The organism is Bradyrhizobium sp. ORS 86, assembly GCF_045571475.1.
In the GTDB taxonomy this organism is placed as follows: domain Bacteria; phylum Pseudomonadota; class Alphaproteobacteria; order Rhizobiales; family Xanthobacteraceae; genus Bradyrhizobium.
In genome coordinates this window covers 719,691-741,959 of the sequence record NZ_CP120699.1, presented here as the reverse complement: position 1 = coordinate 741,959, position 22,269 = coordinate 719,691, and the positions used below count along the sequence as shown (strand labels likewise).

General features: G+C 65.2%; 24 protein-coding genes. 12 read left to right on the top strand and 12 right to left on the bottom strand.

Annotation, left to right across the window (positions count from 1 at the left end; genetic code table 11):
* The first annotated feature begins 51 nt into the window (after positions 1-51).
* A complete protein-coding gene (locus tag P6U25_RS03380; RefSeq protein ID WP_407150041.1) occupies positions 52-939 on the top strand; it encodes a DUF2380 domain-containing protein in 888 nt (295 codons plus the stop codon).
* Between the two features lie 307 nt (positions 940-1,246).
* Here the strand turns inward: P6U25_RS03380 and mscL are convergent, their stop codons facing one another.
* The 10 genes from mscL to P6U25_RS03330 all read right to left on the bottom strand — a co-directional run bounded on the left by mscL (position 1,247) and on the right by P6U25_RS03330 (position 7,956).
* A complete protein-coding gene (gene mscL / locus P6U25_RS03375; protein ID WP_407150040.1) occupies positions 1,247-1,666 on the bottom strand; it encodes a large conductance mechanosensitive channel protein MscL in 420 nt (139 codons plus the stop codon).
* Positions 1,667-1,716: 50 nt separating this feature from the next.
* Entirely contained in the window at positions 1,717-1,980 is a 264-nt protein-coding gene (locus P6U25_RS03370) for a hypothetical protein (protein WP_407150039.1), read from the bottom strand.
* A 95-nt stretch (positions 1,981-2,075) separates the two neighbouring features.
* Positions 2,076-2,300, bottom strand: a complete 225-nt coding sequence (locus P6U25_RS03365) for a hypothetical protein (RefSeq protein WP_407150038.1) — start codon at positions 2,298-2,300, stop codon at positions 2,076-2,078.
* A 71-nt stretch (positions 2,301-2,371) separates the two neighbouring features.
* Positions 2,372-2,776: a DUF3597 domain-containing protein gene (locus P6U25_RS03360; RefSeq protein ID WP_407150037.1), complete on the bottom strand. Its 405-nt coding sequence runs from the start codon at positions 2,774-2,776 to the stop codon at positions 2,372-2,374.
* Between the two features lie 319 nt (positions 2,777-3,095).
* Positions 3,096-3,596 (bottom strand): Rab family GTPase, encoded by a 501-nt coding sequence (locus P6U25_RS03355; protein ID WP_407150036.1) that lies wholly within the window; start codon positions 3,594-3,596, stop codon positions 3,096-3,098.
* Complete coding sequence (locus P6U25_RS03350) at positions 3,596-5,347, bottom strand: OmpA family protein (RefSeq protein ID WP_407150035.1); 1,752 nt, start codon at positions 5,345-5,347, stop codon at positions 3,596-3,598. Before P6U25_RS03350 ends, P6U25_RS03355 begins: the two co-directional genes overlap by 1 nt.
* Before the next feature lies 1 nt (position 5,348).
* Positions 5,349-5,714, bottom strand: a complete 366-nt coding sequence (locus tag P6U25_RS03345; protein ID WP_407150034.1) for a hypothetical protein — start codon at positions 5,712-5,714, stop codon at positions 5,349-5,351.
* Positions 5,715-5,874: 160 nt separating this feature from the next.
* The gene (locus tag P6U25_RS03340) at positions 5,875-6,531 is read right to left on the bottom strand and encodes a response regulator (RefSeq protein ID WP_407150033.1); all 657 of its coding nucleotides are present in this window, start codon (positions 6,529-6,531) and stop codon (positions 5,875-5,877) included.
* A gap of 57 nt (positions 6,532-6,588) precedes the next feature.
* Positions 6,589-7,659, bottom strand: coding sequence for a sensor histidine kinase (locus P6U25_RS03335; RefSeq protein WP_407150032.1), 1,071 nt, complete (start codon positions 7,657-7,659; stop codon positions 6,589-6,591).
* A gap of 12 nt (positions 7,660-7,671) precedes the next feature.
* On the bottom strand, positions 7,672-7,956 hold the full coding sequence (locus P6U25_RS03330) for a hypothetical protein (protein ID WP_407150030.1): 285 nt from the start codon (positions 7,954-7,956) through the stop codon (positions 7,672-7,674).
* On the opposite strand from P6U25_RS03330, the gene P6U25_RS03325 reads away from it, so the two are divergent.
* From P6U25_RS03325 to P6U25_RS03275, 11 genes are all read left to right on the top strand, one after another.
* Positions 7,946-8,257, top strand: coding sequence for a hypothetical protein (locus P6U25_RS03325; RefSeq protein WP_407150029.1), 312 nt, complete (start codon positions 7,946-7,948; stop codon positions 8,255-8,257). The genes P6U25_RS03330 and P6U25_RS03325 overlap by 11 nt on opposite strands.
* A gap of 160 nt (positions 8,258-8,417) precedes the next feature.
* Complete coding sequence (locus tag P6U25_RS03320; RefSeq protein ID WP_407150028.1) at positions 8,418-9,044, top strand: hypothetical protein; 627 nt, start codon at positions 8,418-8,420, stop codon at positions 9,042-9,044.
* A gap of 238 nt (positions 9,045-9,282) precedes the next feature.
* Positions 9,283-9,735, top strand: a complete 453-nt coding sequence (locus P6U25_RS03315; protein WP_407150027.1) for a MarR family winged helix-turn-helix transcriptional regulator — start codon at positions 9,283-9,285, stop codon at positions 9,733-9,735.
* A gap of 43 nt (positions 9,736-9,778) precedes the next feature.
* Positions 9,779-9,907: a hypothetical protein gene (locus P6U25_RS03310; protein ID WP_407150026.1), complete on the top strand. Its 129-nt coding sequence runs from the start codon at positions 9,779-9,781 to the stop codon at positions 9,905-9,907.
* Complete coding sequence (locus tag P6U25_RS03305; RefSeq protein WP_407150025.1) at positions 9,904-11,142, top strand: MFS transporter; 1,239 nt, start codon at positions 9,904-9,906, stop codon at positions 11,140-11,142. Before P6U25_RS03310 ends, P6U25_RS03305 begins: the two co-directional genes overlap by 4 nt.
* Positions 11,143-11,433: 291 nt before the next feature.
* Positions 11,434-12,183: a TetR/AcrR family transcriptional regulator gene (locus tag P6U25_RS03300; RefSeq protein ID WP_407150024.1), complete on the top strand. Its 750-nt coding sequence runs from the start codon at positions 11,434-11,436 to the stop codon at positions 12,181-12,183.
* Positions 12,184-12,204: 21 nt separating this feature from the next.
* Positions 12,205-13,176: an ABC transporter permease gene (locus tag P6U25_RS03295; protein WP_407150023.1), complete on the top strand. Its 972-nt coding sequence runs from the start codon at positions 12,205-12,207 to the stop codon at positions 13,174-13,176.
* Between the two features lie 35 nt (positions 13,177-13,211).
* Positions 13,212-14,228 carry a sugar ABC transporter substrate-binding protein gene (locus P6U25_RS03290; protein ID WP_407150022.1) on the top strand — a complete coding sequence of 339 codons (1,017 nt, stop codon included), beginning with the start codon at positions 13,212-13,214 and terminating at the stop codon, positions 14,226-14,228.
* Between the two features lie 66 nt (positions 14,229-14,294).
* Entirely contained in the window at positions 14,295-16,418 is a 2,124-nt protein-coding gene (locus tag P6U25_RS03285) for an ABC transporter permease (RefSeq protein WP_407150021.1), read from the top strand.
* Positions 16,415-17,512: a hypothetical protein gene (locus tag P6U25_RS03280; RefSeq protein WP_407150020.1), complete on the top strand. Its 1,098-nt coding sequence runs from the start codon at positions 16,415-16,417 to the stop codon at positions 17,510-17,512. Before P6U25_RS03285 ends, P6U25_RS03280 begins: the two co-directional genes overlap by 4 nt.
* On the top strand, positions 17,509-19,005 hold the full coding sequence (locus P6U25_RS03275; protein WP_407150019.1) for a sugar ABC transporter ATP-binding protein: 1,497 nt from the start codon (positions 17,509-17,511) through the stop codon (positions 19,003-19,005). Before P6U25_RS03280 ends, P6U25_RS03275 begins: the two co-directional genes overlap by 4 nt.
* 78 nt (positions 19,006-19,083) lie before the next feature.
* On the opposite strand, the gene P6U25_RS03270 is transcribed toward P6U25_RS03275, so the two are convergent.
* Both P6U25_RS03270 and P6U25_RS03265 read right to left on the bottom strand, forming a co-directional pair.
* Positions 19,084-19,461 carry a hypothetical protein gene (locus P6U25_RS03270; RefSeq protein ID WP_407150018.1) on the bottom strand — a complete coding sequence of 126 codons (378 nt, stop codon included), beginning with the start codon at positions 19,459-19,461 and terminating at the stop codon, positions 19,084-19,086.
* A gap of 312 nt (positions 19,462-19,773) precedes the next feature.
* Positions 19,774-22,167, bottom strand: a complete 2,394-nt coding sequence (locus P6U25_RS03265; protein ID WP_407150017.1) for an autotransporter-associated beta strand repeat-containing protein — start codon at positions 22,165-22,167, stop codon at positions 19,774-19,776.
* Between the last annotated feature and the right edge of the window lie 102 nt (positions 22,168-22,269).

The window sequence follows — 22,269 nt, the reverse complement described above, 5'->3', positions numbered from 1 at the left end:
CTCGGGGTTAGCCACGCTTGCCCCAGCGCGCATGCGGCACAGCAGGTGGGCGTGGAAATCCAGGATTTCGGCTATCTCGATACCTCGGGCGAGCCCGCCGACCAGAGCGCCTCGCATCAGCAGCGCCTGCAGACCTTCACCGCGGCGCTCAGGCGCGACGTCGCGGCCGACGCGCTCACCCGCCTCGTCCCCTCCTCCTGCGGTTCGAACTGCGAGGCCAGTGCGCCGCTGACGGAAGAACGGCTGCGCGCAGCCGCGCAAGCTGGCGCCAACGTCCTGATCGTCGGGCTCATCCAGAAGATGAGCACGCTGGTGCAATGGGCGCGCGTTCGCGCCGTCGATCTCGACCGAAATCGGGTTCTGTTCGAGAAACTCTATACGTTCCGCGGTGACAATGACGAGGCGTGGCAACGGGCCGAAACGTTCGTGGCCCGCGAGATTCGCGAGGCGCTGGCACCGGCACAGCCGGTTGCGGCAAGCGCACCAGTCAAGCTCGCCTTGTTCAATTTTGAGCTCGAGGATGCCAGCGCCGCCGGCTCGGAGACCGCGAGCGACGGTGCCGAACTTGCCAATACGACCGATGCCGTCAGGCACATGTTGGAGCGGTCCGGGCGTTATGCGCTGGTCCCTGTCAACGGCACCGGCACAGACGCCGCGGGCCCGCACGCCATCCACGACTGCGGCGGATGCGACGTCGAGATCGCGCGGAAACTCGGCGCGGACCAGTCGCTGATCGGCGTGATCAGGCGGATCAGCCGCACCGAATATCTGGTGCGATTTCAACTGCACGGCACCGGCACCGGCAACATCATCGCTGCCGGCGACAGCGGGCTGCGGATGGGTGCCAATTATTCATGGAGCCGCGGCGCCACGCGCCTGATCCGCGACAAGCTGCTGGAGCCTGCACAAGCAACCCAGCCGGCGCCGGCCTCGCGCTGACCACCGCGATGGGTGCAGCGCGGACGTTCTCAACACCAAGCTGCGTCCGGAGCCGGTATCAGAGCCTTCCGTCCGGCTTGCGTGTGAGCCTTCCTGTCGTCGCGCTTCTTATCGTCACCGTCCGTCGGCGGCTGGAGGCCGGGGCTGTTGGCCCAGTTGTCGAGCTCCTCGATGATCCGCTGATGGCTCGGCCGCTGTGGCGGCGGCGCGCCTGGTTCCTGAGAGAGCTTGCGGGGCAACTTGACCCGTTCTGGCATGATAAGCCTCCAGAGCTGGTGACGCAGAATGCCCCCATCGATCGTGCCGGTTAGGCGCGCGCCTTCAGGAGGTCGCGGATCTCGGTGAGCAGCTCCTGATCCCGGGTCGGCTTCGGCGGCGCGGCCGGCGCCGCGGGCGCCTCGCGCTTGAGCTGGTTCATCAGCCGCACCACGATGAAGAGCACGACCGCGACGATGAGGAAGTTCAGCGTCAGCGTCAGGAAATTGCCCCACGCAAGCACCGCGCCCTGCTTCTTGGCATCCGCCAGGTTGGTCGCCGTCACCGACTTCGACAGCGCGGTGAAGTGGTTCGAGAAATCAAGACCGCCGGTGATCGCGCCGATGATCGGCATGATGATGTCGGCAACCATCGAGCTGACGATGGCACCGAAGGCCGCGCCGATGATCACGCCAATGGCGAGATCGACGACGTTGCCCTTCATGGCGAATTCCCTGAATTCCTTCAGCATGTGATCTCCTCCGAACTGGACGCTGATGGTGTCGTGGCGGGATGGCTGGACTATTTGTGGTCTGTCGACCCGGCCGGCGCGGCCGCGGACCGGGCGGGCGCCGCGGGCTCCCATGGCGCAGGCAGGATGACGCGCGCGGGCGGGGAAATCTGCGCGGTGCGCTGGACATTCGCGTCCGGCTGCGGTGGACCGCTGTGCGCGTTGTCAGCATGCGCGATCGTCGCATAGGCAGCGAATGCCAGAGCGAGCAATAGGATTCCGATCGCGCCGGCACGCCACGGGTTGTCTATCGTGGCGACACGACGTTGAGTCATGGCAACTGTTCCTCACGCAATGAAAGGTGGACTCGGGCGAGACGCGCATGCAACGGTTCGCGGCAAGCTGCTACGCCTCGAGCCTTCGCGCAGCGCTATCGGTGATGATGCCGCAGGTATTCGTGCAGCGAGCCCGAATCCGTCTCCTTGAGAAGGGTCTTGAGCATCATGTCCTTCCGGCGCCCTTCGGCAAAGCTCTCGCCGTATTTCTTGCGCAGCGCGCCGATTGTCGTGTTGCCGTGCTTCTTCTCAATCCTGCCGTTCTTGTCGCGATGACGGCCATCGAGACTCTTGCGTGTCTTCGTGCGTGCCTTTGCCATTTCCCGCTCTCCCGTGTCATTGCAACGCGTGAACGTTCCGGAAAGCCGCTATGTGCTTGTCCGGAACGGCGTCAGACCTTCATGTCACTTGGAAGCTTGCCGCCGTTGGCGGCGAGCTTGGCCATCACCTGCTGGTGCAGCCAGATGTTCATGGCGGCGGAGTTGTTGGTGTCGCCGGTGTAATTCAATTCCTTCGCCAGCTCCTTGCGCGCGGCCAGGCTGCTATCGAGGCCGAGCGCCTTCATCAGGTCGACGATCGAGGTCCGCCAATCGAGCCGCTCGCCCTTGGCGGCCGCGGCCTTGTCAACAATCGCAGCGACGTCGACCGTCGGCGGCGTCGACGCGCCGCCGGTTACGGGCGCAGCCGAAGCCGACGGCGCCGCCGCGGGCGTCCCAGCCGTTGCGGTCGGCGGGGTCTGGGCCTGGGCCGAACCGTGGCCGAAGATTGCGCCCATGATGCTTCCAAAAATGCTCATGATCTTTCACTCCGCTCGCCCGAGACAGCTTTGTCTCGTGCCTGGATCGCATGACGGGGCGAACGATAGGCAGCCCGCCAGGGCGGCGGAAGATGACCTTCGTCACTTTCGAAAGGACGGGCCACGTGGTGCAAGTGGACGGTCAAGCGTGCGGCGACGAAGCAAGCCGCACGTCGCGACGCCATTCATCGCACGCCCCACGTGCGATGAAGTCAGCCGTCCCGGCCCGATTCGCCAGCCCCGAGAAGTCGGGGCGGCTGACACGGTCGCGCGCTTCGCGTGAAGCCGGTTGCGACTGCCAAATGACTTGATGCAGAGACTAAAGCTGGCGGCGGCGAATGGTCTGGGCGAGTTCGGCGAAGCTTTCCGCGATACCTGCACCGGTCTTTGCGCTCACCGACTTGACGCTCGATCTTGCGAGCTCGCTGATCGCGCCTGCGCTGCCTGCGGCTTCCGGAAGGTCGATCTTGTTGAGCAGCGCGCGATAGGGCCGGCCCGGAAACCTGGTCTCGAAACCACGGACCAGTTCGACCATGCGGGTCACCGTCTGCGGCCGTGTCACATCGGACACGATGATCGCGGCGGACGCGCCGGTGACGTAGACGGTGTCGAAGATCTGCGTGCCGAAATCGCCGTCGGTGTCCCACAACACCAGCCGCATCGGCTCGCCGCCGTCGGCGGGCGCGACGTCGTGGCTCAAAATCTCGACGCCGAGCGTCGACTTGTACTGCCCCTCGAACCGGTCGTAGACCAGCCGGTACAGGATCGACGTCTTGCCGACACCCATATCGCCGAGCAGCATGACCTTCGCGGTAAGCATCAGTGCGCCACTTCGGATCGGTAGACGTTCTCGAACGACACCCGGCGATTGCCGCCGATCGTCGTGTCGAGCCGGTCGGTGATCGGCATGGTCGCGGCGCGCGACACCAGGATCAGCCGCGACGGATCGATCCCGAGCACGGTCAGTCTCCGCGCCACATGCTCCGCCCGCTTGCGCGCGAGCGTCCTGTTGGTGCCTTCGGTGCCGCTCTGGTCGGCATAGCCGACGATGCGGACCCTGAGGTCGTTGTTCGTCAGCAATCCAGCGAGCTGGTGGATCTGCTGCTCGGCCTGATCGCCGTCAAGGAATTCGTCGGAATTGTTGGCGAAGAACACCGCCGCCGAGGCGATGAAGCGGTCGAGCCGCGCGGCCGGACCATCGACGATCGACTGCAGCGCGGCATATTGCTCGCCCAATTTGGCGGACTGCTCGGCGAGCTTGCCATATTGCGCGGATAGCGCCACGGATCTCTGCTCGCCCGCCTTCGACTGCTCGGCCAGCGCCTCGCGCATCTGGTCGACACTTGCCTGCAAGCGCGCCAGGCTCTGCTGCAGGCTGCTGATCCCGGCCTGCGATGCCGCGAGCTGCTCCGGCGAGGATACCAGGCCGATCCGATCGACGACCCGGTACGGCGATGCGGCCGCGGCGAGCGCGTCGATCAAGGGCGCGATCTCCACGTGGCTCGGCTCGATGCCCGAGACCGCGACGGTTCGGGTCTGATGATCAAAGTCGAGCCGGAGCGGAAACGTGGCGAGCGACGGCTGCTTCGCCGCGAGCTGCTCCAACGCCGCATGGGTGCGCCGCTCCAGTAGGCTCCGGGTCACCGATACCGCTGCAAACCAGACCAGCACGGCGGCCGCAGCCGCGAGCAGGCCGAACAGAATGATCTTGCCGCGCCGGCCCGTTGCCTTGCGCGGGGTGTCATCGGTTTCGATCGATGCCGCAAGCGACGCAAGCGTCGGGGCATCGCATTTCGCACCGCGGTCGATGCGCTCGATCGAATCGAAGAACAGCGAATTGATCCGGGCATTGTCGGCAGGGCGCAGCGGACCGAGACACTCCGCCGCGAGGATGAAGCGCGGCGAGGCGCGCAGCGCGATCTGCCGTCCGCCGAAATCGAGCGTCTGCAGATTGCCTTCGCCGGCGAGCGCCTGAACCGAAAACTCCAGGATCGCCGCGACCATCGCGCTGAGCAGGTCGGCGCGCTCGTCGGGCGTTTCGTCGCGCTTCCAGTCCGCGACCAGGCGCCCATTGCCGCGCTCGATGATCAGCAGGCGGTTCACCCGCGGCGGATTGTCGGCCAGCACGAACTCGCTGATCGGACGTCCCGTCACCAGCGACTTGATCCGCCCCAGCCAGAGCTGGGTGGAGGTCAGCGCATTGATGCGATGCTCGAGCGAGGCGACCAATTCCCGGAACGAATTCGCCACCGCGGCGCTGACCAGCCGACCGACGATCGGATACAGCGCCTCGACCATCAGCTCGCGCGAATTCCTGATCTCGCTCCTGATCGCGGAGACCACGGTGGGCGCAATCGCGTTGGCGAGCTCGCGCGGCCGATTGACCTCGGCACGCTCGAGGGCCGCGACCAGAATGTCGGCGGTTGCGGCCTCGAGACGATCGGCGGAGCCGACATATTGCTGCAGCGAGGTGAGGTCGGCTTCCAGCGACTGCAGGCGCGTCGCCTCGGGCTGAAACAGCAATGTCTTGAGCTGCTCGATCTCGCGGTTCTGGCCGGCAGCGGCTGCCATGCTATTTTCCCGTGCGGCCGGATCCCAATCCGCTGATCGCCGCACCGAGCTGCGAGATGGCCGTACCGATATCCTTCAGCGAATCGAGCCGCTTCTGTTCGGTGTCGCGCTCGAGGTCGGAGACCCGCGCCTGAACGGCGGCGATCTCGTTGGCGAAGTCCGCCTGCATCTGCTTCAGCGACGCCTGCATCTCCTCGCGCAGGCCGGCCAGATTGCTTTCGATCGAGCGCTGCGCGCCGCCAAACAGGAGGTCGCGGACCTGATCGATCGTCGCCGCGGCATGCGCCGCCGCATCCGCACCGTTTCCCGCGGCCGCGGCGTTGGCGGCTCCCTCCGTGTCCTTGATCTGGCGCTCGCTGCCCTTCATCGTCGTAATCCCGCTCATCCGAAGCTACGCAAAATCCGGCTTTGCCGTAAAAAGCAAATCCAGAACAATCCTATAGCCAATTTCGTTGGCCCGGCACAGAGCAAGGCGGGCAATCAGAAGGGGATGGAGCCGCACGGCGTGCGATCGCGCGCAATTATTTCTAATAAGTTATTGCCTTTATTGCGAGTTCTGTACGGTTCTTGACCTGGCATTTTTCCAGGATGGTGCTGACATAGTTTTTCACGGTTCCCTCGGCCAGATGCAGCCGCTCGCCGATCTCGGTGTTGCTCTTGCCCTCGACGATCAGCGTGAGGATTTCATTCTCTCGCGCCGTCAGCCCGTCGCGAACCGGCAGCTTCGCAGAAACGCGCGGGCCGCGCAGCCGCTTGAATTCATCGAGGATGCGCGCGGCCACGCCCGGTGACAGTCCGGACTGCCCGTTCATCACGGCGCGGATCGTGTCTGCGATCTCCTCCATCCTGGCATCCTTCAACAGATAGGCCTTCGCGCCCACGCTCACGGCCTCGAAGATCAGATCGTTGGTCTCGAATGTCGTCAGGACGACGATGTGAGTATGCGGAAGCTCGCGCAGGATTCGCTGGGTCGCTGCAATGCCGCCGACGCGCGGCATCTGCAGATCCATCAGGATGACGTCGGGCCGGTATCGCCGTGCGAACTCGATGGCCTGCTCGCCGTCGGCCGCGCCGGGAAGCAAATCGAAATCATCGTTCTGCTGCGCAAGAAGCGTGGCGATGCCTTCGCGGATCAGCGCCTGGTCCTCGGCGATCAGCACCCGCACTTTCTCGACCTTACTCACGGGCGATTCCATCGTTCTCTCGAAAGCCTCACGATCATCAATGCCGCGACCGGCGGCTCATTCGGCCAGCACGCCCGCCGATGCCGCCGGCGGCACCCCCACGGGCAGCGATATCCGGACCAGTGTACCCTGCCCCGGCGCGCTTTCCACCGCGCAATCTCCGCCGACAAGTTCAGCAAATTCGGCCATTCCGATCAATCCGAAATGTCCGGGCTTCGGCACCGCCGGATCAAAGCCACGGCCGTCGTCGCGGATCTCCACGATCAGCTTGCGGCCGACCGCGGCGGGCCTCTCGAACGCACGAAACCGGACAGTGCGCGCCTTGGCATGCGCCTGGATGTTGCGCAGCGCCTCGCTGAGGATGCGTTGCACGGTCAAGGCGCAATCGCGCAATCCGCCACGCGCGCGGTCATCGATGTCGATCGAGACCGCGATCCCGCTGCGGTCCGCGAAATCGGCGAGCAATCCTTCAACGTCGAGATCGAGCTCAAGATCGTCGGGCATGCGCAGGCGCGCGATCGCCTCGCGGGCGCGCGAAAGTCCGCTCGCCGCGGCGTCTTCCGCGGTCGCAAGTCCGTCCGCCACGCGCGCCGGATCGGTCGACAGGTAGTGCCGGATCAACCTGATCTGGGTCAGCAGCGCCACGATCGAGTGCACCAGCGTATCGTGCAGGTCGCGCGCTAGGCGAAGGCGGGTGCGCGCCAGCGAGGCGAAGCGCACCTCGGCGCTCGCCGCCTCGAGTTGCTGCTCCATCAGCCGGCGCGCCCGACGCTCGCTGCCGAGCAGCGTTTCGACCTGGCGCGCCGCGAAGTCGGGCATCGCGATGACGAAGTAGTGCGACTGCTCGCCATTCCACAGCACCACGGCGGTGACCGGCTGCGCCATCCCCGGCGACGCGCCGCGAACGCCGGCAAGCGCGATCGTGTCGCGCTCTCCCGCCGCGAGCGCCGCCAATTCGGATTCCATCCCGACCAGCAACATGCATTCGCAGCAATCAACGCCTACCGCGGGAAGCCATTCGACGAGGCGTCCGATCTTCCGCACCATTTTTCTGTCGGCGCCGATGACGGCGAGGCCGATGACGTCGGCTTCTGCGGCTGGAAGCAGGTCCGCGCTCAGGTCGATCATTCGTTGCCCAAATCAGCTCAGCGAGCCGCCCACTTTGGCGTAAGCCCGCGGCGGCCGCAAACGAATATGACTTTCGTCACGATCGATCCTGACTTTCGTCAGATGCCGCCGCTGCCCGAAATACGGTTTCTGGTTGGTGAAATCGTGCAAGCCGCGGTGTGCCACATGCGGGTGCACGTGGCGATGCCAGAAAGGCCGCGCCTCAGGCAGGCCGCGCCATTCGACCGGAGTGAGCTGACGGATGAGGGTCGCGCCACGAAAATCGTCGCGCACGGAGCCGCGCAGTTTGGGCGACACGGCCAAGCCCGCCAAACGCCGCCGCCTCAGCGCGACACAGAAGGCAGCGCTGCACGCGGCGCTCGCCGGTCGTTTGCAGCTCTTCCCGCGCGGATATGCCACAAGCAAGACGGGCCCATTCCACTCGCGCCGCGCCGTCCTCGGGCTTGCGCGCGCCGGCCTGATCAACATCAGCGCCACCATGCGTTATGCCTCGGCAACCAGGCGTGCGCGCGAGATGTTGTCGGGCGCAATGGCTGGCGGAGGCGGTGAGCAGGCCGGCCCGCAGGTTGCGAGACAGCCCGTCGGCGACCATTTCTGAGAGGGGATACCACGTCCGGCAGCGGAGCCACCGGCGAATAAAGCGCGGGTAAGGGCACCGTATGTCCCTTGCGGGCGACGAGTGGTAGAATGACCCGGAACGCGATGGCAGCCATCGCCGTTAAGTTGCGCGACAATGGCTGCAACAGATACGAGGATGCTTGCTCGCGCTCTGGATCATTGGGTTGGCGTTCGTCGGCAGCGGCCTCGCCGCGCTCCTGTTCGGTGTCAGCGCGCTCGAAACGCCGTTCGGCAGCGCGCTGTTCGGCAGCGGGCTGATCTTCGTTGCCTCCGGGGTCATGATCGCGGCTCTCGGCTTCGTGGTCCGCCACCTCGACCGCCTGCGGATGGCGATCGAGACCCGTGCAGAGCTGCCGCTTGCCGAACCGACTGAACCCGTTCCAGCCATTGCGACCGCGACGATGGAACGTCCGTCTCCGCTTCGGCCGAAGGACGCGAAACGACCGGCGGAGCAGGACGTCCCCGAGCCGGACGACACCGCCACACTACAGGAGACCACGCCTCGCCGCGTGGGCCGCTGGTCGCGACCCGACCGGCCCGCATCGCCTGCGCGCCGGACGCCCGCAAGGGAAGCCCGGCAGGCGTCCACGGTCGTTCACTCCGGGACGGTCAACAACATGAACTACCAATTACGCGCCGACGGGACCATTGTCGCAATGCTTCCGGGGCGAACGCTGGAGTTCGCATCGATCGATGAGTTGCGCGCCCGTCTCGCCGCCCTTCCCGAAGACGACGAGGACGCATCCGCCGGCCAACGTTCGGCCTGAGCGCCCGCACGCCGCAGGTCACGGTTCTGGACTGCGCACTGCTCCATTGTGGTTCGACAGCGCCCACCCGATCGCACCGGACTGCCGAACCTTCAGCTTTCTCGTCGTATCCGCCAGCAACTTGGTCTCATTCCGATGGCGGTCGCAAACGCGCCCATCGCCGTGAGCAGACCAGCTCTGCAGATAAACTGCGCAGATAATCTTTACAGTTTACCTGCACATGCCTACTAATTCTGACATGAACAATTCATCGGAGTCCCTCGCGCAAGCGCGTATCTCGGCGCTGGCCGAGGATCTGCGCCTGCTGATCGGAAGACTGAAGCGCAGGCTGCGCGAGCAGAGCGATCGCGGAGACCTGCCGCCCTCCCAGGTGGCGGTCCTGCTTCGGCTCGAGAAGGATGGTCCCGCGACGGTCTCGAGCCTGGCGCGATCCGAGGGAATGCGTCCGCAATCAATGAGCTCGGCGGTCGCCGCGCTCGAGGCGGCCGGCCTCGTCATGGGCAGGCCTGATCCGGGCGATGGCCGGCAAACCCTCATGTCTCTCACGGACGCCTGCCGCGACTGGATCCAGGCCGGGCGTGCCGCGCGCCAGGACTGGTTGTCGCGCACCATCACCGCGCGACTGTCACCACAAGAGCAGGACGAGCTCGCCGTCGCCGTCAGGCTCCTGAAGCGGCTCATCGACGACTGATGCGGGCTTCGCCGCATCAACCTCCGGCTGGAAGGAAATGATCATGGTCTTCACGACGCTCGATCCGATCACGGCCCTCATCGTTGTCGATCTGCAAAACGGCGTGCTCGGCCTTTTCCTGGCGCGGCGGCTCGGACAGTTTCACGGCGGCAATGCACCAGAGCAATCATGAGGCGTGTGTTTCGATCGCTGCGGAGCTTCAACTACAGGGTCTGGGCCGCGGGCGCGCTGGTATCCAATGTCGGCACCTGGATGCAGCGCGCCGCCCAGGACTGGTTGGTTCTGACCCAGCTCACGAACCACAGCGCGTCCGCCGTCGGCATCGTCATGGCGCTTCAGTTCGGGCCGCAGCTTCTACTGATGCCATGGTCCGGCTTTGCCGCCGATCATTTCAACCAGCGCCGGCTGTTGATGGCCACCCAGGCGACGATGGGCGTGCTTGCGCTCGTGCTCGGTGTTCTCACCGTTACCGGCCTGGTGCAGCTCTGGCATGTCTACACATTCGCGTTCCTGTTCGGCTGCAGCGCGGCGCTGGATGCCCCGGTGCGCCAGACATTCGTCGCTGAGCTGGTCGGTGACCGTGACCTGTCGAACGCGATTGCGCTGAACTCGACCTCGTTCAACGCCGCACGAATGATCGGACCCGCGGTCGCCGGCCTCATCATCGCCGGCGTCGGCACCGGCTGGGCATTCCTGTTCAACGGCGCGTCCTTCCTGGCGGTGCTGGCGTCGCTGTCGCTGCTCCGCAAGTCGGAGCTTCGCCCGAATGCGCGCGCCCACCGCACCAAGGGCAGCGTCATGCAGGGGTTCCACTATGTCTGGTCGCGCCCCGACCTCAGGACGACCCTGGTGATGCTGTTCCTGATCGGCACCTTCGGACTGAACTTCCCGATCTTCATCTCGACCATGGCGGTCGGCGTCTTTCACACCGATGCGCGCGGCTTTGGCCTGTTGTCGTCGATGATGGCTGTCGGCACGATGTCCGGCGCGCTGCTCGCCGCGGGCCGCGACCGGCCGCGCTTCGGCGCGCTGTTGCTCGGCGCGGCCATCTTCGGACTGGGCTGCACGCTGGCGGCGCTGGCGCCGAACTACTGGCTATTCGCTGCCGCACTCGTCGTGATCGGCGTTGCCGCTCTGACCGTCACCAACACCTCGAACGCGCTGATGCAGCTCTCGACCGAACCGGCGATGCGCGGACGGGTGATGGCGCTCCGGCTCGGCGTCGCGCTGGGCGGCACGCCGATCGGCGCGCCGATCGTCGGATGGGTCGCCGATCATCTCGGCCCACGTTGGGCGCTCGGCGTCGGCGCGGCTGCCGGCTTTGCCGCTGCGATCGTCGCCATCGCCGCACTGTCGCAAGGCAAGGTGGATGCCACGCGGGCCAGCGTGCCTCACGCGGCGGAGTGATCCGTCACGGCGGCTCGCCAAGTGGATGGCCTCATGCTGACCGGAAGATGCTGAGGCTCGTCGTCGAAGCCATGCCGCGGCGATCCTGCACCGGCGCGACGTCATCACCGAGACGCGTTCGTCAACCCCGACCTTGGGCCCGAAAAAACGAGCGAGCGCTCTCTCAGAAAATTTGATCGCCCCCCTTTTCCGACGACCGGTCTCTGCGCTAGGAATGATGCAAGGGCCGAGAGCCCGCCCCTGACCGACAACGACACAAGAGGGTCGGGGCTACATTGGGAGGAGGCAACGTTGCGTCTCGCGCGCCAGCGGCCGGGGACGAATGCGTTCTCGATCGACGTGCTGTGCGCACGCATCCTCGAGCGCCACCGCGATTCCATCAAGGTCCAGAAGCCGCATCTCGCCGTTCCCAACCTCACGCGCATCATCGGCGCCACGCTGACGCTGTCCAACAAGCACGGTTTTCACGCCACCACGCTGCGCCAGCTCGCGGAAGCCTCCGGCCTCAGCATGGGCGGGCTCTATACCTACTTCGACAGCAAGCCGACGCTGCTCTCGATGATCCTCAGCGAGGTCGCCGAGACCGTCTCCGAGGTTCTCACCGCGCCCCCCGACGACGTGAAGGAGGATGCGCGCAAGCATCTGCACTGGATCGTCGCGACCCATGTCCGGATGAGCGAGACGATGCAGCCCTGGTTCGTGTTCGCTTTCATGGAGGCGAAATCGTTTCCCCCGGCGGAGCGTCAGCGCGCCAAAGACATGGAGGTCATGACCGAGAAGATCATCGCCAACGTGCTCAGGCAGGGCGTCGCGAGCGGAGTCTTCACGATCGACCAGGTCACGCTCTCGGCGTCGCTGATCAAGCCGCTGCTGCAAGACTGGTACGTCAAACGCGCCAAGTACCGCACCCGCGGTACCTCGATCGAGGCCTACATCAACGGCGTCACGACGTTCATCGACGCCGCGTTGTCGGCACGAAGCCGACCCGGCCGCATGGCGGCCAGTTCCCGCTCCAAACCGAAACAGATGGCGCACTCATAGGTCTCGAGGAAGGATCCGGCAATGAAGCGATTCCGATTCAATCAGCAGGAGATCGTCTTCGCCGTCTTCACCGTGCTCTTCCTCGCGTTCTCGGTTTTCCTACGCGGCTTTCTCACGCCCGAGAACATGCTGACGCTGCTGCAGAACGTCGCCGTGCTCGGCATCCTCGGGCTCGCCATGGCGATTGTCGTGATCGGACGCGGCATCGACATCTCGCTGATCGCAGCGCTGGCGGTGCCGCCCGGGCTCGTGCTGCAGATGGTGCAGGACGGCCACTCGCTGACGGCGTCGCTGCTGACCGCCGTGCTGCTCACGATCGTCTTCGGCCTGATCAATGGTTGGCTGATCGCCTACGCCGAAGTCCCATCGCTGTTTGCGACGCTGGCAACCGGCCTGTTGCTCGCCGGGCTCGGCCAGGCCGCGCTGTTTCAGCTCGACGTCGTGCAGTGGAGCGACGGTATGGCCGGATTCGAGCGGCTCGGGCAAGGCAACATCCTCGGTATTCCCAGTTCGATCGTGATGTTCGCGATCGCCTGCATCGTGGTGGCGTTCCTGCTGCGCCGGACGCGCTGGGGCGCGTACATCTATGCGATCGGCGACAATCCATACGCCGCGCGCGTCACCGGCATTCCCTCCCGCCCGATCATCGTGCTGCAATATGTCGTTGCGGCACTGATCGGCTGCTTTGCCGGTCTCGTGATGGCCGCCTCCGTCAATTCAATGCCGACCCGCATCTTCAACTCAACCCTGATCTACGACGTCATCCTGGTCGTGGTGCTCGGCGGCATCGGGCTCTCCGGCGGCCGCGGCGGCGTGCTGAACGTGATCATCGGGACGCTGCTGATCGGCACGATGCTCAACGGCATGACCATCATGGACATTTCCTATGCCGGGCAGAACCTCATCAAGGGCGTGGTCCTGCTGCTCGCCGTCATCACGGATTCCTTCCTGAATCCGCGCAACGAAGAAACGGCGCAACAGGGCGACATATGAGTGAAACGACAACGACACCAACCAAGGAGGAAGCAGTGAAGCGCGTGATCCATACTGCAAAGATACTCGTTGCCACGCTCGGGCTTGCGGCCATCGCCGAACCGGCGCTGGCTCAAAAGGGTCTCGACGAGCCGTTTCAGAAGCCGTTCAAGGAGGCCCTGACCGGCAAGACGGTGGCCTACGTTCCGGTCGCCATGAACTTCGACCTCACGGAAGGCTGGTACGCCGGCCTGAAGAAGGAGCTCGAGCCCTTCGGCGTGAAGTTCGAGATCCGCGATCCCAACTGGAACACCAATGCAGGCGCGCAAGCGGTGACCTCGCTTATCTCTGAGAAGCCCGCCGTGATGGTGATCCACAATCCGGACGTGCAGACCTACGCCAAGCTGCTGCAGCGCGCCGAGAACGAAGGCATCTACGTCATCCAGATCAACATGGGCTCGGCCTATCGCAGCTCGGCCTTCGTCGGCGCCAACTGGATCGAGATCGGCGAAAAGGACACCGAGGCGGTGGTCAAGGGCTGCCAGGGCAAGTCGAACAAGATCGCCATCGTGCAAGGCGCGCTCTCCGCGGCCGCCAGCGCCTACACGCTCAAGGGCGTCGAGAACGTTCTGGCCAAGCATCCGGAGATCAAGGTGGTGTCGAGCCAGGCCGCCGATTGGGATGCCGCGAAAGCCAAGGCGATCACGCAGACCGTGCTGAAGCAGAATCCCGATCTCTGCGGCATCGTCGGCTTCTGGGACGGCATGGACATCGGCACCGCGGCGGCGGTGAAGGAAGCCGGCCTCACCGGAAAGGTGTTCGTTGCGACCTCCGGCGGCGGCGAGCGCAAGGGTGCCTGCGAGCTGGTGAAGTCCGGCGCCTTCGACCTCAACCTCAGCTACGACGTACCGACGCAGGCGGCGCAGATGGCCGGCACGATCAAGTGGCTGCTGTCGTCCGGCGCCAAGCCCGGCTCGGTCAAGGGCTCCGAATACACGACGCTGATCCCGATCACCAAGGAGAATGCGGACAGCCAGACCGCATGCTGGAATCTCAGCGACCTCAAGAAATAGCCCGATTGGCCACGTCCCGGGTGACGCACCCGGGACGTCGTCCTCCAGACTCCAACACCTGCTGGAATGCCGATGCGCGACACCCTGACGAGCCTGCGTTATCGCTATTGGCCGGACCATCTCCTCGGCGAGATCCTGTCCAAGCGGTGGACCGAGACCGCAATCCCGGTGATCCTGCTGCTGATCGTCGGCTTCGCGCTCAGCCGCTCCATCGATCACTTCCTGTCGCCGTCGAGCCTCGCCGACACCGCGCGCCAGGCCGGCGAGATCGGCTTCATCGCGCTCGGCATGGCGCTCGTCGTCATCGTCGGCGGCATCGACCTTTCGGTCGGATCGATCTTCGCGCTGACCGATTTCTGCGCGCTCTACCTGCTCGACGTGCTGGGATGGCCGGTGCCGGCGGTGGTGGCCGCCACCCTGCTCTGCGGCGCGCTGCTCGGCGCCGTCAACGGCGTCCTGATCGGCTATCTGCGGCTGCGCGCCTTCATCACCACGCTGATCACCCTGATCATCTACCGTTCGACCTTCGATCTGTTGATCCAGCGCTATTCCAACGACATTGCCGCCGCCTTCCCCGACATCCCGTCCTGGAATTTCATCGGCGGCGGCGACGTGTTCGGCATTCCGAGCGTCGCGCTGGTCTATATCGCGATCGCGATCTTCGGCCATATCTTCATGACGCGGTTGCGCCCGGGCTGGCACATCACGGCGATCGGCGGCTCGCGCCGCTCGGCCTACAACTCCGGCATCCCGGTTCGCCGCACCATCGCGCTCTGCTATGTCGCAAGCGGCGTGCTCACCAGCATCGGCGCGCTGTTCTTCGCCGCCCGCCTCGGCACCGTCGGCGGCGACATCGGCGTCGGCCTCGAGGTGATCGTGCTGACCGCGACCGTGCTCGGCGGCATCACGCTCGGCGGCGGCAAGGGCTCGGTCGCCAAATCGCTGGTCGGCGTGCTGATCGTGCTCCTGATCACCAACGGCCTGACCACGTTGAACGCGCGCGGCGGCATCAATCGCATGGCGCTCGCCGGGATCCTGCTGGTCGCCGCGATGGTCGACATTCGCTGGCAGAAGAACCGCACGCGGATCATCAGCAAGGTCTATGTCGCGCCGACCTATCACGCACTGCCGCCGCCTCCGCCGACCGAGATCGGCCAGGGCGGGCCGTTCGAGCAGAACGACAAGCTGCGCGACGTCCAGTTGATCGGCCTCGGCCGCATCGAGGCGCCCGAGGACGTCATCCTCGATCGCAACGACAATCTCTATGCCGGCTCGCGCCACGGCGACATCATCCGCTTCCTCGCCCCCGACTATGAGAGGATGGAGGTGTTCGCCCATATTGGCGGCCAGCCGCTCGGCATGGCGTTCGACCGGCAGGACAATCTCTATGTCTGCATCGGCGGCATGGGGCTCTACCGCATCAAGCCGGACAGCACGGTCGAGAAGGCCACCGACGAAACCAACCGCAGCATGCATTCGGTCAACGACGACAGCCGCCTGCGGCTCGCCGACGACCTCGATATCACCGACGACGGCTTGATCTTCTTCTCCGAAGCGACCGTGCGCTACGAGATGGACGAATGGCCGATCGACGGCCTGGAGGCGCGCGGCAACGGCCGCATCATCTGCTACGACACCAAGACCGGCGCCACGCATACGGCGCTGCGCGGGCTGAAATTCCCCAACGGCATCTGCGTCGCCAGCGACGGCCAGTCGATCCTGTTCGCCGAGACCTTCGGCTGCTCGATCAAGCGCTATTGGTTCGCGGGACCGAACAAGGGCAGGGTCGAGGTCGTGATGGACAATTTGCCGGGCTACCCTGACAACATCAACCTCGCCTCCGACGGCAACTACTGGCTGGCGCTGGTCGGCATGCGCAGCCCCTCGCTCGACCTCGCCTGGAAGATGCCCGGCTTCCGCCGCCGCATGGCCAAGCGGGTGCCGGTCGACGAATGGCTGTTCCCGAACATCAACACCGGCTGCGTCGTCAAGTTCAACGAGCAGGGCAAGATCCTCGAATCGTTCTGGGACCTTCGCGGCGAGAACCATCCGATGATCACCTCGATGCGCGAGCATCGCGGCTATCTCTATCTCGGCGGCATCGCCAACAACCGGATCGGCCGCTACAAGCTCGAGAACGCCGATCCGAACTTCGTGCAGTATGACAAGCGCTGGGGGAAGCTGTCGTGATTGCGGCTGTCAGGGAATTCACCAACCGCTTCCTTGGGCGCGGCGAAGCCACCATCACTGTGCCGTCGTTCGACGGCGCGCTCAAGCCGAACCAGAAGCTGGAGGCCGCAACGACGGTGCTGCAATGCGAGGCGCCAGAGGACCTCGCGACCGACGGCCGCAACCTCTATGTCGCGGACGGCCGTCGCCTGTTGCGACTTGAGGGCAGCATCGCCACCGAGCTGCGCAGCTTCGAGCTGCCAATCTCGGCTCTCTGCGCGCTCGCGGGAGGCGGCATCGCGGTTGCGCTCGGCGGGCGCGAGGTACGCCTTTATCCAGCCCTCTCCTCGAGCGAGCCGAGCGTCACCTTCAACGACGCCGCCTTCAACGCGGTCAACGCCCTGGCGCAGGCCGACGACGGGAGCCTGATCGCAACCGACGGCTCGACGACCTGCGGTGTCGACGACTGGGCGCGCGACCTGATGCAGCTCAATCGCAGCGGCCGCGCCTTCCGGCTCGACCCCAAGGCCCGATCGGTGACGCCATTGGCCTCGAAGCTCGGCTACGCCTTCGGCGCCTGCGCACACAGCGACGGCGTTTTGGTCAGCGAGAGCTGGCGCCATCGCCTGATCCTGATCAGGAATGGACAAGCGCCGCGGGTCGTGCTCGGCCGCCTGCCCGTCTACCCGTCGCGGCTGTCGAAGGCTGCCGGGGGCGGCTATTGGCTCACGGCCTTCACCGCACGCACCCAGCTCATCGAGTTCGTGCTCCGCGAGCCGGCCTACCGGCGGCGCATGATGGCCGAGATCGATCCGGCCTACTGGGTCGCGCCGCGCCTGCGCTCCGGCTTCTCGTTCAAGGAGCCGATGCAGGGCGCGCACATCAAGACGATGGGCGTGATCAAGCCATGGGCGCCGCCGCGCTCCTACGGGCTCGTGATCCGCCTGAGCGCGGACGGCAATCCGCTCTATTCGCTGCACAGCCGGGTCGACGGCATCAACCACGGCGTGGTCGCGGCGGTGGAGATGGGCGGCGATCTCCTGCTGATCGCCAAGGGGCCGGGCCGCGTCCTGAAACTGCCGCTGGCCAGCCTTGCGGAGGAGTTCGGCGCATGACCGATACCGTGCTTTCACTGCGCAAGGCGACCAAGCTCTATGCCGGCGTGCCCGCCATCGAGGACGTCGACTTCGATCTCCGCCGCGGCGAAATCCACGCGCTGGTCGGCGAGAACGGCGCCGGCAAATCGACGCTGACGAAGGTGATGGCCGGCGTCGTGACGCTGACCTCGGGCACCATGATGGTCGACGGCGCCGACGTCGCGCCGCGCACGCCGCTCGAGGCCCGTAACCTCGGCATCGCCATGGTGTTCCAGGAGAACAGCCTGGTGCCGACCATGACCGTCGCGCAGAACCTCTTTCTCGGGCAGGAGAAGTTCTACAATCGGCTGCGCGGCATCTACATCGCCGCGCAGCAGTTCCTGCAATCGCTCAATTTTGACGTGACGCCGACCGCGACAGTGAGCGGGCTCGGTGCCGCCAAGAAGCAGATGGTGGAAATCGCCCGCGCCGTCCTGCACAAGGCCAAGGTCATCATCTTCGACGAGCCGACCGCCACCCTGACACCGGAGGAGAAGAAATATTTCTTCGACCTCGTCCGCGACCTGAAGAAGCGCGGTGTCTCGATCATCTTCATCTCGCATGCACTGGAGGAGGCGCTGCTGCTTGCCGATCGCATCACCGTGCTGCGCGACGGCAAGCACGTCGTCACCGACGATGCCGCGAAGTTCGACCGCGCGGCGATCGTGCAGGCGATGGTCGGACGCGATCTTTCCAACACACTCTACGGCGCGAAGAAGAAAACCGTGCGGCCGGCCGGAGCCCGCGTCCTCACGGTGCAGAATCTCAAGATGGCGCCGATGGTGAAGAACAATTCGCTGTCGGTGTTCGCCGGGCAGATCACCGGCGTGTTCGGCCTGGTCGGCGCGGGCCGCACCGAGACGTTCAAGATCGTCTCCGGCGTGCTGAAGCGCGACTTCTTCCACGGCGGCGAGATCCTGCTGCACGACAAGCCGGTGCGTTACCGGGTGCCGGCGCCGGCCGTGAAAGCCGGCATCGCCTACGTGACCGAGGACCGCAAGGTCGAGGGGTTCTTCGAAACCGCCTCGATCGCCCGCAACATCTATCTCGGCCTGCTCTCCAAGTTTCCGAAAGGCCGCATGATCCTGTCGCGGCGCGAGACCAACGCGGCCGGCAAGACCTGGACCGAGCGGCTGAAGGTTCGCGCCATCGGAGACGAGGCCAAGGTGGTCGAGCTGTCAGGCGGCAACCAGCAGAAGGTCGTGATCGCCAAGTCGCTCGTGCAGGAGCCCGATCTGATCATCTTCGACGAGCCGACGCGCGGCGTCGACGTCGGCGCCATCGTCGAAATCCACGAGCTGATCAACCATCTCGCCGACGAGGGCAAGGCGGTGGTCGTGATCTCATCCTACCTGCCCGAGATCATGGCGCTCTCCGACCGCATCCTGGTGTCGCGCCAGGGCAAGGTGGTCGAGGAATTCTCCGCCATCGAAGCGACGGAAGAGAAGATCATGTACGCCGCGATCCATTGAGGGCCGATAGCGTGCCAGGAATCGGCGCTGTTCGAACGGCTGGTCAGTCCCGCGGCGGGACATGATCGTGCGGCCAGGCTATTGCTTCGGGCCGACCGTCCCGGTTTGCTTCAACCGCGCCGACCTCACCCAGCCCGAGACGTTGTCGCCGGTCCTGGGATTTGCGTACATCACGGACGACCAGCCATCGCGGGTTTGCGCGTAGGTGACGAGTTCATCGTTCGGAACGACGAAGACACCGCTGACCGGGCAGTGCAGGTTCGGCGCCGAATAGAGTTGCAGCCGTCTCGTCCCCGTCACCACGCTGGCGAGCGGCGGCGACAACATGGGCGCAGTCTTGGCGCCCGCATGCGGCTCCTTGCAATTCGACGGCGTCTGCGCGCGCACGGAGGCGCCCAGCGAACTCAGGATCATGGCACTGCAGACGATGCAGGCGAGAATGGCTTTGTCCGACATCATTTCAACTCCTGGATCGCCCTGTCGTCGATCACCCGTCGCTATCAGGCGTTGCGACTATGGGACAACGCGACGAAATCGTCATGCTGAACGAGCACGCCGACAATCAGCGCGCTGGTCTCACAGGCGGGAAATTCGATGCCGGTGATCGGCTATACGGTCACCTATGCCATCTCCATCATTCTGTTGCCGCTGATGGACTCCATCGTGGTTGCGATGGCGCGAGCTTGGCGCCGTAACGCACGATCGCAGCGCGTCAGTTCTTCGCGCCGCGACCGCCGAACGCACGCCTGTGGTCCTCGCAATTCCCGATCAACCGACGACGGAGGGCGTGAAAGTCAGATACATGAATTGGAAATTGGGGTCGTTCGTGAGGGAGAAGTAGCCCGCCCTGAATTGGGGCTGGAGAAGCTCGTACCACAGACTGTCGAACGCGGTGTTTTCTGAGTGGAACAGTGTCCAGGTGTGAGACGACGTCCAGAACTCGTGATCCGAGTTGGGATCTCGGGGGCCGAGCTTGGTCATGTCGAGGATGACGGCGACCCCGTTGTTTTTTTGGCCAAGGTTCAGCGTATTGCCGGTGAAGGCGAGAGAATTCCATTGAGGATCCTCCCCGACGGTCGAGTCGTCCTCGAGATCGAACAGCGTCCAGGCAAACATCGTCGTCCCGGTCATGGTGACGTCGCCTTGAAACTCGATCGATCCCGGCGACGATCCGGCGAGGATCTGGCCGTCGATGGTCGCGGAGCCGGCGACATAACCTACGCCTGCAAGGGTTGATTGATCGTCGACATCGAGGCTGCTCGCCGCCGTCCCGGATTGCAGGATGACGGACGCGCCGTTCTCGGCGGAGATTGCTCCGGAGACGGTCCCCTCGAGGCTCAGAACTCCGGTGCCCTGCACCGTCACCGGCCCGGTGCCGGTCCCCGACCCCTCGAGGTTATTCACCCCGAGGGTGCCGGACAGCACGAGGACGTCGCCGGTGCCTGCATTCGCGCCGGTCAGATTGATCGTGCCCGGACCGAAGAAGTTGAGTTGACCCGAGCCCGAGATCACAGCTCCCACGAGGGCGCTCCCGCTCGCATAGACGGCTGCGTCCGATGCACCGAAATCGAACTCGAAACCTGTAAGGGTGGCTCCGTTGAGGATCACGCCGGCTGTCTGGCCGGCCTGCTGCGGGCCGACCTTCAAGACAGCATTCGCGCCCGCCGCGCCGACGTCGTATGGCCCCGCCTTAAGCGCGAAGACGGAAGCTGTCGCGTTGCCTTCGAGGGTCTGTGCATCATCGACGGAATAGACGTCCGACGCGGAAGCGGAGTTGATGTTTGTCTCGGTCGATGACGTGTACTTCGGAAGGACAAAGCCGCTCTCGCCATAGCTGAGGAAATCGACGACGCCGGCCGACTGCGGACTTTGAGCGACGATCGACGGCGCGACGATCGGGGACGACGCGAGGTTTCCGATTCCGGCAGGGGCCGACAACGTGCAGGCGGCGCCGAGCGCGGCGGCGCCGGCATCGACGGAAATCACGAGTGCGCCGGGACCGGCCTGCACGAGCCCGGGACCGTCTCCCGACGCCGGGCCACCGAGCGTCACGGCGAGGCTCGCATTCTCGCCGATCACAAGCTGGAGTGCGGTCGAGCCGCTGAATGAGAACTGAGCATTCTGGCCGCCCGCCACGGCCAGTGCGACCTCGGCGCCCGACCCGCCAGGATCGGCCACGAGCGCCCCGCCGCTCATCGCGATGCCGCCAGCGCCGAACGCGCTTGAGGTCTCGGCCGAAGCAAGCGAGCCTCCGGCGATCTGGTTCGAACCAGTGGTGGCGTTGGACGCGCACAGCGTGAGGGCGCCGTCCCCCTGCTTGATGAGGCCGCCCGCGCCGGCAAGCGGGGCGAGGACTCTGAACGGTGCGCCATTGGTGTCGATGGTCTGCGCGGCCGCCGGGCTCCACGACGCCGGAGTGGGCCGGTTGCGCGACTGCTCGGACATCGCGACGGTCAGCGCAACGACGGTCTCCAGCACAGGCGTGACGGCCTGCGTCGAGCCGGACCAGGTCACGTCGGGAAACTGGAGATAATAGGTGCCCGGGGCGGGTGGAGCGGGAAGGTCCGCGCTCGTGCCGGTGAAATTCGAGGTCGGCAGCGTCTGGCGGGCGAATTTCGGCAGGTCCGGAACCGATTTGAGAGAGCTCGGGCACGGGTTGCCGATGATGAGATCCTCGGGATTGGGTTGTTGCTGCCCCAGGATGGCGACGAAATGGCCGCCGACGCGCTGATATGTGCTGCTGCCGGCGCTGACCGGTGTGTACCAGCCAAGCAGCAGAGTCACGACGGTCTGGCTTTGGTTGAGCTCGGCGATGAGATCGACGGAGGGCTGATTGGTCCCGGTCGGATAGGTGAATGCGCTCGACGCAATTCCACCAGCGTTAAGGTAAGTCGCAACCGCATTCTGCAGGTTGTCGGTATAGGTGCCGCCTAAGGCAGAGGTATCGGCCAGGCCAGCGAGCAGAAGGTCGAGGTCGAGCGCATCCGTCTGCGTCGGGGCGGCGGGGCCGATCTGGCGCCAGCCGTTCTTGCCCAACCAAAGCAGCGACATCGCAGCGGCGGTCGGCCCGCAATAACTGAGGCCATCGGCAGGGAGCTCTGCGCCGCCGTAGCCGAAGCCGTCCTGAACAAGCAGCGGCGTGGTGGTGATCTTGTCGCTCAACCCCGCCTCTAGCCCGGTGGGGATTGGCTCGAGACCGGCCGCGCGAAGATTCCGTCTGATCCGCCGCATAGTTTCCTCCCGATCGATATCTCGCTGGGGTTG